The following is a 14,586-nucleotide window of genomic DNA, read 5'->3' as shown; positions in this document are numbered from 1 at the left end:
CTTACAAGGCCGGATGATTCTACGGCAAAAAAAAACTAAAGGTAAGTTGCCTCGCCAAGTTTGCAGGGTGATACAGGTTAGACAAAGGGCTAACATGGCGCATTGTTTCGCTGATTTGTGTGTCGTTGCCCATGTCCAACCAAGCCATCAAAACCCCCTGCGTAGGCCTGTGCTCCACGGTCTACGGCGATCTCGTGTGCCGTGGCTGCAAGCGCTTCCACCACGAAGTGATCCAGTGGAATGGCTATAACGAAGAAGAAAAGCGTGCGGTTTGGCTGCGCCTGGAGCAACTGCTGGTGCAGGTGATGGGCGGCAAGGTCGAGGTTTTCGACCCCAAGACCCTGCGCGTTCAACTGGAACAGCGCAAGATTCGCTTCGTACCGCACCAGTCGGAGTATTGCTGGGCGTACCAGTTGATTGCCCGGGGCGCACGGGTGATCTCCAATCTGGAGGCCTATGGCATGGTGCTGTTGCCGGAATTTCGCGACTGGGCCTTGCCGGATTTGCGCGATGCGATCGACCGGGAGTTTTTTATCCTGTCCGAAGCGCATTACCACCGGTATATCGCACCGGGGTTTCTGCGGGATGTGTTTGCTGACTGACAACACCCGACCCAATGTGAAATGGGCTTGTGTGGGAGCGGGCTCCCACAGTTTGATCCTCGTCGCCCTCAGGACTTAGCCGCCAGCTCTTCCAGGTGATCCATAAGGCTCGCAGGCTTGAGCACCAGCACATCACTTTCCAACTTGTCGAGCACGACCTCCGCCGTATTGCCGATTAACGCGCCGGAAATGCCGGTACGCGCCACCGTGCCGATGATGGTGACGACTGCATGGTACTTGTGCGCCGCAAAGGGAATCAGTACGTCGGCAGGGCCTTCCTCGATGTGCAGCCTTGAGTTGTCGATATCAAACTCGGCTTGGAATGCCCGGCACTGTTCGCGGTAGCGCGCCTCAATCGTTTCTTTGAGCTGGAACGTCGGGTCCGCCGCCGATAGCATCGGCGAAGGGTGGGCGCTGATCACATGCAGTTGGGCCTTGGCCAGGCTGGCGATGTCGAAGCCATGACCGACTATCTCGGCGTGCAGTTCACGGTGTTCGGCGTCGGTATTACCCACATCGATTGCCGCCAGGATCACACCTTCAGCCCACGGCGTAGACGTCTTGACCAACAACACCGCCGTCGGGCAATAACGCAACAGTTTCCAATCCGCCGGGGTCAGCAGAGCCTTTTTCAAGGGGCTGTCGGGAAAGTGCTGCTTGATCACCAGTCCACAGCCTTCGGCCTGCTGCACATCAATAATGGTTGCATGCAGGCTCTCGTTCCACGCCTGCTCGGTGGTCACGCTGTAGCCATCCTCCTGCAAGCCCGCCTTGAGCAGGCTCAGCAGCGCCGAATGCTCATGTTTCCTGTCGCACACCAGCAAATGCAAGTGCGCACCGGTGACCCCGGCGATCAACTTGGCGCGTTTGAGGGCCAGGCTTTCCGAATGTTCGGGCTCGATGAGCACCAGGATGCTGCGGATGGCTTGCATGGTCGGTAACTCCGGGAAGTGGTGGGCATGAGACAACTATAGTTGCTGCCCGGCGCACGTCATGTTGATGCACATCAAGGCCGGTGGCTGGTGGTCTGCGGCGTGGTCGGTATAATCGGCGCCCTTTTGTGATCCTTTGCCCGTGAGCCCGATGAACCTGCCCGAAATCCACGAATTCCTCGGTTGCCGCACTCCCGACGCCTGGGTCCAGGCCGCGCTGGCCGATCAGGAAACCCTGCTGATCGACCACAAGAACTGCGAATTCAAAGCTGCCAGCACCGCCCTGAGCCTGATGGCCAAGTACCACAGCCATGTCGACCTGATCAATATGATGTCGCGCCTGGCCCGCGAAGAGTTGGTGCACCACGAACAGGTCATGCGCCTGATGAAAAAGCGCAAGATCGAGCTGCGCCAGCTGCATGCCGGTCGCTACGCCTCGGCGTTGCGCAAAGTGGTGCGCAGTCATGAGCCGGTCAAACTGGTGGATACGCTGGTGGTCGGCGCCTTTATCGAAGCCCGCAGTTGCGAGCGTTTCGAAGCGCTGGTGCCGCATTTGGATGAAGACCTCGGCAAGTTCTACTTCGGCCTGCTGAAAAGCGAGGCGCGGCACTTCCAGGGCTATCTGAAATTGGCCTACCAATACGGCGACGCCAAGGACATCGCCCAAGTCATCGAGCGGGTGAGGGCGGCCGAGCAGGAACTGATCGAGTCACCCGACGTCGAGTTCCGCTTTCACAGCGGCGTGCCGGCCTGAGGCCACGACCACACCGATCAACACGGTGATCGCGGTCAGCAGCAGGATCACCGTTTGCGTACCCAGCGGCGCCGCCAGCAGTGCAACCGCCAACCCGGCCAGGGGTTGCGGCAGGTTGTTGAGCAAGGTAATCACCCCCACGGTTTTGCCAAAGTCCTGCACCGGAATCACCTTTTGCCGCACGCTGCGCATGTACACGCTGTACATCTTGTCGAAGCCGATCACCAGCAGGAACCCCAGCGAGTAAGCCCACAGATTGGGGCTGATCGCGGTGATCAGCGCGCCGGCGGCAATCAGTGCGTATGACAGGCCACCGAGGATTTTCAGCGACAGGGTGGCGCGCGCCAGGTAGAACAGAATCGCGATGGTCACCCCTGCGCCTGCGGCTTGCAGTACCGCATAGGCGTCCTTGTCGGCGGCGTAAAGCCCGGTGACCATTGCGGCTGACGTGGCCAGCGTGACCCCGATGATCAGGTTGACCCCCACCGTCAGCGCAATCAGGCGTTTGAGCCCGGCAAGCTGGCGGATATGCCCGAATGCAATCCGCAGTGGTTGCAGCCAAATATCACGATGCTGTTCAAAGACCGCCAGGTCGATCGAGCTGGAGCGCTGCCACACCCCCATGGCCACGTCCGCCAGCACAAACAACCCGGCAATCCCCAGTACCACCCAATGCCACGCCCACACTTCGAGCATCAGCGCTGCCACCAGCGGCCCGAGCACCAGTCCGCTCTGGTCGGCAATCTGCGAGTAGGAGAGGGTCTTGGCATAACTGTACTGCGCAAAGATATGCGGCATCAGCACTTCGCGGGCCATGATGCCCTGGGTGGTCAGCACCCCGCACACGGCCGAAAGCAACACCAGCCAATAGATGCCGTCGAACATCCCGTACAGCGCCACCGCAACGACGCACGTCAGCGCGCGATAGACCTGGCTGATATGCAGGATGCGCACCGGCGGGTACTTGTCGCACAACGCCCCGCACAGCGGAAACGCGAGGAAACGCGGCAACGACTCGACAAAAAACGCCAGCCCGGCCCAGGACACGCTCCCTGTGCTCTGAAACACTATCAAGGGCACGATAAACAGCAGAATCTGGTCGGCCAGGCGCGACAGGAACAGCGAAACGAAGAACGCCAGGTAATCCTTGCGCATACAACTCCCTGTAGATGGCGTTAAAAATTGCAGGCTATTTGTTAAAAAGTCTTAAAAGCATGAAGCTTCGTCGGCCGCTGCTGGCCAGTTGCTCAAGTTGCCCAGCTTGCCACCTATAATGCCCGCTCTTCAATCTGCGTCGCACACTGAGAACTTATGGAAAACCTGGGGCTGGGCAAGGTCTTGCTCGTTGAAGACGATGAGAAGCTGGCAGGGCTGATCGCGCATTTTTTGTCGCAGCATGGTTTCGAGGTGCGCGTGGTGCACCGGGGCGACGCGGCCTTGGCGGCCTTTCTCGATTTTCGCCCCAAGATCGTTGTCCTCGACCTGATGCTGCCCGGCCAGAGCGGCCTGCACGTGTGCCGCGAAATCCGCAATGTGTCCGACACGCCTATCGTGATCCTCACGGCCAAGGAGGACGACCTGGACCACATCCTCGGCCTGGAATCCGGCGCTGACGACTACGTGATCAAACCGATCAAACCGCCGGTACTGCTCGCCCGCTTGCGCGCGTTGCAACGTCGGCAGGCGCCGGAGCCCACCGTGCGTGGGGCCCTGTGTTTTGGCCGCTTGGCGATTGACCGTAGCTGCCGGGTGGTGCGCCTGGGAGACGAAAAGATCGAACTGACGACCATGGAGTTCGAACTGCTGTGGCTGTTGGCCAGCCACTCCGGCACCATCCTGTCCCGCGATGACATCCTCAACCGCATGCGCGGCATCGCGTTTGACGGCCTCAATCGCAGCGTCGACGTGTACATCAGCAAGCTGCGCGGCAAACTCAACGATAACCCTCGTGAACCGGTGTGCATCAAGACCATCTGGGGCAAGGGCTACCTGTTCAATCCGTTTGCCTGGGAGGTATGAATGCTGCGGCTTTATCTACGCCTTTACCTGATCCTTGCTCTGGGCCTGGCGGGGGCGATCTGGCTGGTCAACTACACCTTCGACGAGTGGCTGCCGGAGGCCAACGAAACCTACAACCGCGAGGCGTTGCGTGGACCGGCCTACGCCCTGGTCGAGCAGTTGCGGCCGTTGACGGGCGAAGCGCGGGCTGCCCGCCTCGCCGAGCTGCAACCCCATTACGGGTTGCATCTGAAACTGCTGTCGCGTGATTCCCTGAGGCTGAACGAGCGTGAGCAGCAACTGCTGGCGGACGGGCTGCTGGTCGTGCGTGGGCACTTTATGGAGTTCCTCGCCCGTATCGATGACGGCCCGCAATTGCTGGAAATCAAGCTGCCGGAAGAGCCCAAGTGGCTTTACCTGTGGGCTTATGGGCTCCTCGGCCTGTGCCTGGCCGTCGTGCTGTATTTCTGGGTGCGTCCCCATTGGCGTGATCTGGAGCATATCCGCCTGGCCGCACAGCGTTTTGGCGACAATGACCTGGCCTCGCGCATCCTGCTGCCACGCCGCTCCACCGTGCGCGAACTGGCCGGGCACTTCAACCAGATGGCTGAACGCATCGAGAGCCTGATCGCCAACCAGCGTGAACTGACCAACGCGGTTTCCCATGAATTGCGTACGCCGATTGCGCGCTTGTCGTTTGAACTCGATCAACTCAAGCAGCAGGTCGACCCGCGTCTGCGTAGCGAACTGATCGCCGACATGTACGCCGACCTCGGTGAGCTGGAGGAAATGGTCTCCGAGTTGCTGACCTACGCCAGCCTGGAGCGCGGCGCGACCCAGGTCACCCGGGAAAATATCGAGGCTCACAGCTGGCTCGACAGCGTGATCGGCAGCGTGGCCCTGGAGGCCGAGGCGGCAGGGGTCCGACTGACGTTGCGCAGTTGTGAGGTGGACACCATCCAGATCGAACCGCGCTTTATGGCGCGGGCGGTGATCAACCTGCTGCGCAATGCCATTCGTTATGCCGAGCGGCGTGTGGAGGTTTCGTTGGTTAAGTTTGGCAGCGGCTACGAAGTGCGGGTGTGTGACGACGGCCCCGGCGTGCCCGAGGATGGCCGGGCGAAAATCTTCCAGCCGTTTATGCGCCTGGATGCCAGCCGTGACCGCCGCACCGGCGGCTTCGGCCTGGGCCTGGCGCTGGTGCAGCGGGTGTCGCAGTGGCATGGCGGGCAGGTAGAAGTGCTGGATTCTCAGTGGGGCGGGGCGTCGTTTCGGATGACGTGGGCCTATGCCGAATGATCAGGCGCCGCGCTGAGCCCGGCGCTTCACACAGGTGTTGATGGGGGGCTGGATCAGAAGGTGTATTCCAGCGCACCTATGAGCGAGCTTTGCAGGCGCCGCTCGACGATAGGGCTTTTGCCCGCGTCCCCCGACAGGTACTGCATGTCCAGCAGCGTGCTGAATGTGGTGTGCTCGCTGACCGGCAAACTCCACGTCAGGTTCAGGCCACGGCTGAACAACCCGCCTTTGGCGTCATATGCCTGAAAACGGCTGCGGGCGGCTTGGCCGGGCGTCACGCCATACCATGTGCGCAGGTAATTGGCGTCGCCAAAGCGGCTGTTGAGGCTGGCATCGAGGCTGCCGTAGTCGCCGTCGTACAGGTTGGTGCCGATGCTCAACTCCAGCGAGGTGAAGGCTTTGGCGCTGTCTTTGTGGTCGTCGTCCTTGAGCGCATGTTCCAGGGTTGCCCCCACAATCGCTGCGCCGAGGTTATAGCTGGCGCTTACGCCCAATTGCGGGCGTGATTTGATTTCGCCCATGCCTTTGAGGCGGTCCGAGCCCAGGCGGCCGGTTTTGTTTTCATCTTTGCGTGAGGCACTGGCGCCGATATAGGCGCTGAAACTCAAGGCGTTGCCTTCGTAGCCCCAGCCCAGCCCTTTGTCGGTATCAAGGAAAATCCCCCATGGGCTGACGATCGCGCCGCCCAGCAGCGGCGTGGTGGTGCGCTCGTCGCTGCCGCTGTAGCGCGGCAGGTTGGCCACGCCGGCTTTCAATCGATAGTCCCAGTCGTCGGCCAAAACCTGATGGGCACCGGCCAACAGACACAGGGTGGAGATGGACAAACAGAGGTTTTTTGATCGCATCGTGCGAAGCATGTAGAGCACCCGATTGGAGGTTTGGAAGCTCGAATGCTAGGTCTGGAGGAGGGCGGGGGTCTTTGACAGCTTTGTCGGAAAACTGTCAAAGACTGTTAAGCGCGCAACACATCGCGGGCCGTGATGCTTGCTACTGATCCATCGCGCTCAAGATGCCATGGGCCGCCGTCACTCTGTCGGCAATCGGGTAGTTCTTGTTGGCCAGGATCACCACGCCTATATCCTTGCCAGGCACATACGCCACGTACGCTCCAAAGCCGCCGGTAGAGCCGGTTTTGTTGAACATGACGTTGCCCGGTTGTGTCTGCGCCGGTTGCAGCCAATGGGCTTTATTGGGTTGCAGCGCGATGAGCGTGGAGTTGCCGTCAAGCAATGCCTGCAACTTCACCGGGTAGGGGTAGTATTCCCAGCCCAGGCCTTGGGTCATGCCGTTGACGGTGTAGTAGCCGGTGTGTGTCGTGGCAATTGCCTGTTGCAGCGGCGCGCTCAGGGTTTGTGGGTGCATGTTCGCGAGGACAAAACGCGCCATGTCCTGGGTGCTGGACTTGACGCCGTAGGCCTCGCCGTCCAGTGCGCCGGGGCCGACCCGTACCGGGTTTTGCTGCTTGTCATAACCTTGGGCGTATTGTTCGGCCTTGTCGGCGGGCACAGTGATATAGGTGTGCTTGAGCCCCAATTGCGGCAGCAGGGTTTTCTCCATCGCCACATTGAAGGGTTGCCCCAGGCTTTGCGCGCTCAGGTAGCCGAACAGGCCGATGCTTGGGTTTGAGTAGACGCGTTGCACACCGGGGGCGTAGGTAGGTTTCCAGTGCTGGAAATAGCCGAGCATGGTCTTGGCACTGTCGGCAGCTTCCGGAAACTGCAAGGGCAAACCACCCGCCGAGTAGGTCGCCAGTTGCAACAGGCTGATGCGGTCGAAGGCGCTGCCTTGCAGGGCTGGCAGGTGCTGGCTGGCCTTGTCCGTCAGCTTGAGTGCGCCGGAGGCCTGGGCATAACCGCCCAGCGTGGCGGTGAAGGTTTTGCTGACGGAGCCAAGTTCGAACAGGGTGTCTTCGGTGACGGGGCGCTGGGTGGTCTTGGACATTACGCCGTAGTTAAAGTATTGCACCTGGCCATTTTTGATCGTGGCTACCGCCAGGCCGGCGATTCCGTGTTGCTGCATCAACGGCGCAACGTTGCTGTCCACAACCTGGCGCAGGTCGGTGGCGGCCATGCAGGTTCCAGATCCAACAATTGCGGCTGAAATAAGGCAATTTCTTACGTGATGGTTCATGTTGACTTGCTTCCATATCAAAGGTGCACTGCCAACCGAGGCCTGCGCAGGCGGATAAATCTAGGTAGATTTGCGCGCGTCGACAAACGATCATATCTCGCACCAGCCATTAGAATAACTAGGGTCAAGCATGTTGCGCTCCCATCTACCCCTCAATGCCCTGCGTGCATTCGAAGCCTCTGCACGGCATTTGAGCTTTACCCGCGCGGCCATCGAGCTGTGCGTTACCCAGGCGGCGGTAAGCCATCAGGTTAAAAGCCTGGAGGCACAGCTCAATGTCACCTTGTTCAAGCGCCTGCCACGGGGGCTGATGCTCACGAGCGAGGGCGAAACCTTGCTGCCGGTGGTGCGTGAATCGTTTGACCGGATTGCCCAGACCCTCAGTCGGTTCGAAGGCGGACATTACCGCGAAGTGCTGACGGTGGGCGCAGTCGGCACGTTTGCCGTGGGATGGCTACTGCCGCGCTTGCCCGAGTTTCACGCACGTTATCCATTTATCGACTTGCGGCTGTCGACCCACAACAACCGCGTCGACGTCGCCGCCGAAGGCTTGGATTACGCGATCCGCTTTGGCGCGGGTGCCTGGCATGGCACCGACGCAAGCCCCTTGTTTGAAGCGCCGCTGAGCGTGCTTTGCGTGCCGCACATCGCCGAGCAACTGCAAACCCCGGCCGACCTGCTCAAGTTCACCTTGCTGCGCTCTTATCGGGCGGATGAATGGACCCAGTGGTTTCAGGCCGCAGGTTTACCTGCCGACACTCTGGTGCCGCGCAGCATTGTGTTTGACTCATCCCTGGGGATGATGGAGGCGGCATTGCAGGGCGCGGGCGTGGCCCTGGCGCCGGCGATGATGTTTTCGCGGCAATTGGAAAATGATGTGATTCGCCAGCCATTCGACGTGGGCATCACCACCGGCAGTTACTGGCTGACCCGTCTGCAGTCGCGTGCCGAAACCTCGGCGATGCTGGCGTTCAAGGGCTGGTTGATGGCGGTAGCGGGGCGCGGCTGAAGGTTTACTCGCGAAACAAAATGAAACATTTGCGCCGGCCTAGCCTCTACCGTAGCCCCAGCCGAGTGCCTATATGAACAGTCCGCGTCCCTCCGCCCGCATGCCCCGCCTGATCCAACTGCGCAACCTGAAGATGGCGCGTTCCGCCCACGCCTATGTGCGCGGCAGCACCGTGCAGTTCTACGATTGGCTGCACAGCCTGCCTGGCCGCCGGTTGCCCCACGGTCCGGCGATCTGGATCTGCGGCGATTGCCATGCGGGCAACCTGGGGCCGACCGGCGACAGCAAGGGGCGCATCGATATGCACATCCGCGACCTCGACCAGGCCGTGATCGGCAACCCGGCCCACGACCTGGTGCGCCTGGCCCTGTCCCTGGCCACCGCGGCTCGTGGCTCTGATTTACCCGGCGTGACCACCGCACGCATGCTCGAAGAAATGATGGTGGGCTACGAACAGGCCTTCAAGGACAAACCGGATGAAGCGCCGCCGCGCCCGTCCCAGGTCAAGGCCGGCATGCGCAGTGCCGTGGAGCGTACCTGGAAGCACCTGGCACGTGAACGCATCGAGAATGTGCGGCCGAGCATTCCCCTGGGCAAGCACTTTTGGTCGTTGTCGCGGGCGGAAAAAAGCGCCTTGGCCGACGTTTGCGCATCGGACGACCTCCACCAGTTGGTCACGTCCCTCAAGGGGCGGCCCAAGGACGCCAAGGTCGAGTTGCTGGATTCGGCCTATTGGGTCAAGGGCTGCAGCTCCCTCGGCTTGCTGCGTTACGCGGCGTTGCTGGGGGTGGGAGACAAGGACGATCGCGAATACTGCCTGATCGACATCAAGCAGGCGGTGGGCGCTGCGGCACCCCGTGCCGCACGGGCGAAGATGCCACGGGACAATGGCCGCCGGGTCGTCGAGGGCGCTCGCCAGCTGTCCCCTGGCCTGGGTGAGCGCATGCTGGCGACGCGCTTTCTGGATCACGGTTTTTTCATCCGTGAATTGCTGCCGCAGGACATGAAGCTGGAGTTGGACGAACTCAGCGAGACCGACGCGATGCATGCCGCCGGGTATCTCGCCCGGGTTGTCGGTATCGCCCATGCCCGCCAGATGGGCCGGGACACGCGCAAGGCCTGGATGGCCACGCTGCAAGAAAACCGCTCCAGGCAGCTGGATGCGCCGTCCTGGTTATGGACCAGCGTGGTGCAACTGGTAGGCAGCCATGAGCAGGGCTACCTCAGCCATTGCCGTCGGTATGCGCTGGAGCACTGACCTGCAAATACCGAAAATCAAATGTGGGAGATCTATGGTCGAGGGCAACACTTCTACCAACAGTGCCGCCGCCTTCGCAGCCTCGCTAAGGCTCGACAGCTCCCACAGTGGATTGGCAGTGTCCGGGCGATCTCCAGCCGAGCGCTGACAGCCCAGCAGCACCGATCAACTGTGGGAGCGGGCTTGCTCCCGGATCTGGGTGGCCACTAGGCCAGGTATTTGCGGAACCAGCCCAGCGTCCGCTCCCACGCCAGATTCGCCGCCGCCTCGTCATAGCGTGGCGTCGAGTCGTTATGGAAACCATGGTTGGCGCCCTTGTAGATAAACGCCTCATACGTCGTGCCTGCTGCCTTCAACGCCTGTTCATACGCCGGCCAGCCCTCGTTGATCCGCGTATCCAGCTCACCGTAGTGCAGCATGATCGGCGCCTTGATGCGCGGCACGTCCTTGGCCTGCGGCTGGCGCCCGTAAAACGACACCGCCGCGCCCAACTCCGGGTAAGCCACCGCCGCCGCGTTGGTCACGCCGCCGCCGTAGCAGAAGCCGGTGATACCGACCTTGCCGGTGCTGCTGTCGTGGTGCATCAGCCATTCGATGGCGGCGAAAAAGTCGTTCATCAGCTTGGTCGGGTCGACGGTCTGTTGCAGGGCCACGCCTTTTTCATCGTTGCCGGGATAGCCGCCCACCGAGGTCAGGCCGTCGGGCGCCAGGGCGATAAAGCCAGCCTTGGCCAGGCGGCGGGCGACGTCTTCGATGTACGGGTTGAGGCCGCGGTTTTCGTGGACCACCACTACCGCTGGCAACTTTCCTGACGCCTTGGCCGGGCGCACGAGGTAGCCGCGCACGCTGCCGTTGCCGTTGGGCGACGGGTAGGTGATGTAGTCGGCGACGATGTCCGGGTCGGTGAATTTCACCTGTTCGGCCAGCGCGTAGTTGGGGCTCAGCGCGGCCAGCAGCGCCGAGGCGGTGAGCCCGCCGAAGGTGAACAGCGCGGCGCGGTCGAGAAACTCGCGGCGGTTGATCTTGCCGTGGGCGTAGCCGTCGTAGAGTTCCAGCAGTTCGGGGGCAAAGTCCTGCGCGGTGAGACGAGTCATCGGGGCCATCCTCGATTAGCGGTAGCAGTCAATGTAGACCACGTTTAATCGTCGCGGCCATGGGCGGCAGCGGCCAACTGCCCGGTGTCGACGCGCACGAACAATGAATCGCCAATGGCGGTCAGCACGTCACCGGCGTACACCTCGCAGACCACGCGGCTTTTGCGTCCGACGTCGCCCTCGACCCGGGCGCGCAAGGTCAGGGTGACACCCATGGGCGTTGGCTTGATGAACTTGATGCCGAGGTTGCCAGTGACGCACTCGATGCGCGGCAGGCTGCCGGGCTCGCGCTGTTCGGCGCGGTAGTGGTAAGCCATTGCGGTCCAGTTGGAGTGACAGTCCACCAGCATGGCGATCAGGCCACCGTAGACCAGGTCCGGCCAGCCACTGTATTTGGCTTCGGGCACATGCTCGGCGACCAGGTGGATGCCGTCGGCGTCCCAGCGGCTTTTGATGTGCAGGCCGTGGGGGTTGCTGGCGCCGCAGCCATAGCAGATACCTTCGGGGGCGGTGATGTCCTGGAGGGAAGCGGGGTGCATGCCAAGTCCTTTTTGTTATGGGGGCTACTCTGTTTAGCAGGACACGGGCAGGATGGGAACCCGATGGCCTTACTTCCCGCGGAGCGTGCATGAACCGTCGAATATCCCCAGTCGTGTTGCTGGCACTGGTGCTTGGTGTGTTTTCCAATGCCCGGGCCGTGGAATACCGTGATGTCAATCGCGCCGCCAGCCAGATCAGCTTTACCTTCCAGCAGTTCGGGCAGCGGGTGTATGGCACATTCAACGAGTTTGAAGGGACGCTGGCGTTCGATACCCAAGCGCCTGGGGCGGCGCACGCGTTGCTCAAGATCCAGCTCGCCAGCATCGACGCCGGCAGCGCAGATGCCAACGACGAACTGCAGCGTCCGTCATGGTTCGACACGGCGACGTACCCGGTGGCGGTCTACCAATCCAGCGGCGCCACGGCGCTGGGCAACAATCGCTTCAAGATCAGCGGCAACCTGACGCTCAAAGGGATTACACGGCCGGTGACGGTCGATGTGGTGCTCAAGGAGTTGGGCGGGATTGGCGTGTTCGACGGTGAATTCATCCTCAACCGTGCCGATTTCAAGATCGGCGAGGGTGAGTGGGCTGGCAACAGCGTGGTGTCCAACGACATCCACATCAAATTCAAGATGGTTTCACCGCAACGCTAGCGGGCAAACCTCTTTGCCCCGGCCACGCATCCGATCACCGCGACGGTGACCAGCACCATGCCCAGGCTGACCTGCTCATGCAGCAGGCCCGCCGCCAGTGCCAGGCCGAAGAACGGCTGCAGCAGTTGCAATTGGCCAACGGCGGCGATGCCACCCTGGGCCAGGCCGCGATACCAGAACACAAAGCCGATCAACATGCTGAACAACGCCACATAACCCAGGCTCAGCCACGCCGACAGGCTGATGCCGCGTACACTCGGCGGCGCCAGGATCACACTCAACGGCACCACCACCGGCAACGACACCACCAGCGCCCAGCAGATCACCTGCCAGCCTCCGAGGCTGCGCGACAACTTGGCGCCCTCGGCATACCCCAGGCCGCACACCAGCACCGCCAGCAACATCAGCAGGTCACCGGCCGGTGCAGCGCTGAGGCCCTGGGCGAATGCATAGCCCATCACCAGCGCGCTGCCGGCGATCGAGAACAACCAGAACACCGCACGCGGCCGTTCGCCACCGCGCAATACGCCAAACACGGCGGTAGCCAACGGCAGCAGGCCGATAAATACGATGGAGTGGGCGGAGGTCACGTATTGCAGTGCCAGTGCTGTCAGCAGCGGAAAACCGATCACCACGCCCAGCGCGACAATCAGCAACGGCCCCCACTGGTTGCGTGCGGGACGCTGTTCCTTGAACCACCCCAGCAACAGCAGCCCCAGCACCGCAGCGATGGTTGCGCGGAGCATGGTGAGGAACACCGGGTCGAACTCCATCACCGCCAAACGGGTGGCGGGCAACGAACCGCTGAAAATCACCACGCCGATAAAGCCGTTGATCCAGCCCTGGGTGCTGCTGTCCGGGGGGCTGAGGGAGAAAGTACGTTGCATGGGCAGGGGCCTGAAAAGAATGATTGCGTGCCGGTCATCCTAAAGTTGAAGATTAGGACAATCAAAAAATTGTCATGGATACATCCCGATGCCCCGCGCCCGCTACAAATCGCTGGTCGACACCTTTGCCCAAGCCATCCGCAGCGGCGACATGCCGCCCGGCACACGCTTGCCAACCCACCGCCAGTTGGCCGCCGAGCATGGCCTGGCGCTGGTCACCGCGAGCCGGGTGTATACCGAGCTGGAGGCCATGGGCCTGGTCAGCGGCGAAACCGGGCGCGGCACCTTTGTGCGCGAGATTTCGCTGCCGCCAGGGCAGGGCAGTGGGCAGATGAGTGTTGCCGCGGGGATGTTGGACCTGAACTTCAACTACCCGTCCTTGCCGGGCCAGGCAGACTTGTTGCGCACGGCGCTGCGCCAACTGGCGCTGTCCGGCGATCTGGAAGCGCTGCTGCGCTATCAACCCCATGCCGGCCGTGTGCATGAGCGCGCGGCGGCGGCGCGTCATCTGCTGAGTCGTGGGTTGGCGGTTGCCTCCGAGCAGGTGTTGCTGGTCAGTGGCGCCCAGCATGGCCTGGCGGTGACGATGATGGCGCTGCTCAAGCCGGGGGATGTGATCGCCGTCGATGCACTGACCTATTCGGGTTTCAAGGTGCTGGCCGAGACCTTGCACCTGGAGATCGTCGCAATCCCGGTCACGCCCACCGGCCCGGATCTGGAGTACCTGCACAGCCTCTGCCGCAAGCGCCCGGTGCGTGCGGTGTACAGCATGCCGACCCTGCACAACCCGCTCGGCTGGGTCATGGGCTTGGCGCTGCGAGAGCAGTTGGTAGCGATTGCTCGCCAGCACAACCTGATGATCATCGAGGACGCGGCCTACGCCTTTCTGGCCGAAGATGCACCACCACCGCTGGCGACATTGGCGCCGGAGCGCACGGTCTACGTGGCCGGGCTGTCGAAAAGTGTCGCGACGGGGCTGCGGGTGGGGTTTGTCGCGGCACCTGTGCCGTGGGTGAAGGCGGTGGAGCGCACGATCATGGCCACCACCTGGAACGTTCCGGGGGTGATGAGCGCCATTGCCGTGGGTTGGATCGAGGACGGCACCGTTGCCCAACTGGAAGCGCAAAAACGCGAGGATGCCCGGGCGCGTCAGGCCTTGGCGGCGCAAGTGCTGACGGGGCTGGAGTACCTCAGTCACCCGTCCTCGTATTTCTTGTGGTTGCCGCTACCGGAGGAGGCCCGCGCCGATCAGGTCGCCATGGCCTTGCAGCGCGAGAACGTCTCAGTCTCCACCGCGGAGCCGTTTGCGGTCGGTGCTCATGTGCCCCATGCGTTGCGCTTGGCGCTGGGCTCGGTAGCCATGCCGATGCTGCGCGAAGCGTTGGTCAAGGTGCGAGCGGTGGTGGCGTGGTGAGCCGGGGTTAGGCG

15 protein-coding genes are annotated in these 14,586 nt (G+C 62.0%); 8 read left to right on the top strand and 7 right to left on the bottom strand.

Annotated features, from left to right (window positions below):
• Window positions 1-131: 131 nt before the first annotated feature.
• On the top strand, window positions 132-602 hold the full coding sequence (locus PSH81_RS14725) for a DUF1289 domain-containing protein (protein ID WP_192300515.1): 471 nt from the start codon (window positions 132-134) through the stop codon (window positions 600-602).
• A 68-nt stretch (window positions 603-670) separates the two neighbouring features.
• On the opposite strand, the gene PSH81_RS14720 is transcribed toward PSH81_RS14725, so the two are convergent.
• Window positions 671-1,534 (bottom strand): universal stress protein, encoded by an 864-nt coding sequence (locus PSH81_RS14720; RefSeq protein WP_226457669.1) that lies wholly within the window; start codon window positions 1,532-1,534, stop codon window positions 671-673.
• A 151-nt stretch (window positions 1,535-1,685) separates the two neighbouring features.
• Between PSH81_RS14720 and PSH81_RS14715 the strand changes: the two genes are divergently transcribed.
• The gene (locus tag PSH81_RS14715) at window positions 1,686-2,288 is read left to right on the top strand and encodes a tRNA-(ms[2]io[6]A)-hydroxylase (protein WP_226457668.1); all 603 of its coding nucleotides are present in this window, start codon (window positions 1,686-1,688) and stop codon (window positions 2,286-2,288) included.
• On the opposite strand, the gene PSH81_RS14710 is transcribed toward PSH81_RS14715, so the two are convergent.
• A complete protein-coding gene (locus tag PSH81_RS14710) occupies window positions 2,244-3,443 on the bottom strand; it encodes an MFS transporter (RefSeq protein WP_305390955.1) in 1,200 nt (399 codons plus the stop codon). The two genes, PSH81_RS14715 and PSH81_RS14710, sit on opposite strands and share 45 nt — an antisense overlap.
• Window positions 3,444-3,599: 156 nt before the next feature.
• On the opposite strand from PSH81_RS14710, the gene PSH81_RS14705 reads away from it, so the two are divergent.
• The gene (locus PSH81_RS14705; RefSeq protein WP_305390954.1) at window positions 3,600-4,307 is read left to right on the top strand and encodes a winged helix-turn-helix domain-containing protein; all 708 of its coding nucleotides are present in this window, start codon (window positions 3,600-3,602) and stop codon (window positions 4,305-4,307) included.
• Complete coding sequence (locus tag PSH81_RS14700; RefSeq protein ID WP_305390953.1) at window positions 4,308-5,585, top strand: ATP-binding protein; 1,278 nt, start codon at window positions 4,308-4,310, stop codon at window positions 5,583-5,585. It begins immediately after the preceding gene.
• Between the two features lie 53 nt (window positions 5,586-5,638).
• On the opposite strand, the gene PSH81_RS14695 is transcribed toward PSH81_RS14700, so the two are convergent.
• Window positions 5,639-6,442, bottom strand: a complete 804-nt coding sequence (locus tag PSH81_RS14695) for a MipA/OmpV family protein (protein ID WP_226457664.1) — start codon at window positions 6,440-6,442, stop codon at window positions 5,639-5,641.
• Window positions 6,443-6,572: 130 nt separating this feature from the next.
• Window positions 6,573-7,715: a class C beta-lactamase gene (ampC, locus tag PSH81_RS14690; protein WP_305390952.1), complete on the bottom strand. Its 1,143-nt coding sequence runs from the start codon at window positions 7,713-7,715 to the stop codon at window positions 6,573-6,575.
• 130 nt (window positions 7,716-7,845) lie between these two features.
• Here ampC and PSH81_RS14685 point away from each other — a divergent pair, with 130 nt between their 5' ends.
• Together PSH81_RS14685 and PSH81_RS14680 are read left to right on the top strand one after the other, a co-directional pair.
• Window positions 7,846-8,724 carry a LysR family transcriptional regulator gene (locus PSH81_RS14685; RefSeq protein WP_192300508.1) on the top strand — a complete coding sequence of 293 codons (879 nt, stop codon included), beginning with the start codon at window positions 7,846-7,848 and terminating at the stop codon, window positions 8,722-8,724.
• Window positions 8,725-8,797: 73 nt separating this feature from the next.
• Window positions 8,798-9,982 (top strand): DUF2252 family protein, encoded by a 1,185-nt coding sequence (locus tag PSH81_RS14680; RefSeq protein WP_305390951.1) that lies wholly within the window; start codon window positions 8,798-8,800, stop codon window positions 9,980-9,982.
• Between the two features lie 206 nt (window positions 9,983-10,188).
• Here the strand turns inward: PSH81_RS14680 and yghX are convergent, their stop codons facing one another.
• A complete protein-coding gene (gene yghX / locus PSH81_RS14675; protein ID WP_305390950.1) occupies window positions 10,189-11,076 on the bottom strand; it encodes a YghX family hydrolase in 888 nt (295 codons plus the stop codon).
• Between the two features lie 44 nt (window positions 11,077-11,120).
• Window positions 11,121-11,615 carry a PaaI family thioesterase gene (locus PSH81_RS14670; RefSeq protein ID WP_192300505.1) on the bottom strand — a complete coding sequence of 165 codons (495 nt, stop codon included), beginning with the start codon at window positions 11,613-11,615 and terminating at the stop codon, window positions 11,121-11,123.
• Window positions 11,616-11,704: 89 nt separating this feature from the next.
• On the opposite strand from PSH81_RS14670, the gene PSH81_RS14665 reads away from it, so the two are divergent.
• A complete protein-coding gene (locus tag PSH81_RS14665) occupies window positions 11,705-12,271 on the top strand; it encodes a YceI family protein (protein ID WP_226457659.1) in 567 nt (188 codons plus the stop codon).
• On the opposite strand, the gene PSH81_RS14660 is transcribed toward PSH81_RS14665, so the two are convergent.
• Entirely contained in the window at window positions 12,268-13,158 is an 891-nt protein-coding gene (locus PSH81_RS14660) for a DMT family transporter (protein ID WP_305390949.1), read from the bottom strand. The two genes, PSH81_RS14665 and PSH81_RS14660, sit on opposite strands and share 4 nt — an antisense overlap.
• 88 nt (window positions 13,159-13,246) lie before the next feature.
• Here PSH81_RS14660 and PSH81_RS14655 point away from each other — a divergent pair, with 88 nt between their 5' ends.
• Window positions 13,247-14,572, top strand: a complete 1,326-nt coding sequence (locus PSH81_RS14655; protein WP_305390948.1) for a PLP-dependent aminotransferase family protein — start codon at window positions 13,247-13,249, stop codon at window positions 14,570-14,572.
• The last annotated feature ends 14 nt before the right edge of the window (window positions 14,573-14,586 follow it).

Origin of the sequence: Pseudomonas sp. FP2335, from assembly GCF_030687535.1 — a bacterium.
Classification (GTDB): domain Bacteria; phylum Pseudomonadota; class Gammaproteobacteria; order Pseudomonadales; family Pseudomonadaceae; genus Aquipseudomonas.
The sequence above is the reverse complement of the archived record's forward strand: the minus strand, read 5'-3'. Positions and strand labels throughout refer to the sequence as shown.

Bases quoted from the DNA above. Each gene is read 5' to 3' on its own strand.
- PSH81_RS14725 (WP_192300515.1), top strand. From the start codon at position 132: ATGTCCAACCAAGCCATCAAAACCCCCTGCGTAGGCCTGTGCTCCACG.
- PSH81_RS14720 (WP_226457669.1), bottom strand. From the start codon at position 1,534: ATGCAAGCCATCCGCAGCATCCTGGTGCTCATCGAGCCCGAACATTCG.
- PSH81_RS14715 (WP_226457668.1), top strand. From the start codon at position 1,686: ATGAACCTGCCCGAAATCCACGAATTCCTCGGTTGCCGCACTCCCGAC.
- PSH81_RS14710 (WP_305390955.1), bottom strand. From the start codon at position 3,443: ATGCGCAAGGATTACCTGGCGTTCTTCGTTTCGCTGTTCCTGTCGCGC.
- PSH81_RS14705 (WP_305390954.1), top strand. From the start codon at position 3,600: ATGGAAAACCTGGGGCTGGGCAAGGTCTTGCTCGTTGAAGACGATGAG.
- PSH81_RS14700 (WP_305390953.1), top strand. From the start codon at position 4,308: ATGCTGCGGCTTTATCTACGCCTTTACCTGATCCTTGCTCTGGGCCTG.
- PSH81_RS14695 (WP_226457664.1), bottom strand. From the start codon at position 6,442: ATGCTTCGCACGATGCGATCAAAAAACCTCTGTTTGTCCATCTCCACC.
- ampC (WP_305390952.1), bottom strand. From the start codon at position 7,715: ATGAACCATCACGTAAGAAATTGCCTTATTTCAGCCGCAATTGTTGGA.
- PSH81_RS14685 (WP_192300508.1), top strand. From the start codon at position 7,846: ATGTTGCGCTCCCATCTACCCCTCAATGCCCTGCGTGCATTCGAAGCC.
- PSH81_RS14680 (WP_305390951.1), top strand. From the start codon at position 8,798: ATGAACAGTCCGCGTCCCTCCGCCCGCATGCCCCGCCTGATCCAACTG.
- yghX (WP_305390950.1), bottom strand. From the start codon at position 11,076: ATGACTCGTCTCACCGCGCAGGACTTTGCCCCCGAACTGCTGGAACTC.
- PSH81_RS14670 (WP_192300505.1), bottom strand. From the start codon at position 11,615: ATGCACCCCGCTTCCCTCCAGGACATCACCGCCCCCGAAGGTATCTGC.
- PSH81_RS14665 (WP_226457659.1), top strand. From the start codon at position 11,705: ATGAACCGTCGAATATCCCCAGTCGTGTTGCTGGCACTGGTGCTTGGT.
- PSH81_RS14660 (WP_305390949.1), bottom strand. From the start codon at position 13,158: ATGCAACGTACTTTCTCCCTCAGCCCCCCGGACAGCAGCACCCAGGGC.
- PSH81_RS14655 (WP_305390948.1), top strand. From the start codon at position 13,247: ATGCCCCGCGCCCGCTACAAATCGCTGGTCGACACCTTTGCCCAAGCC.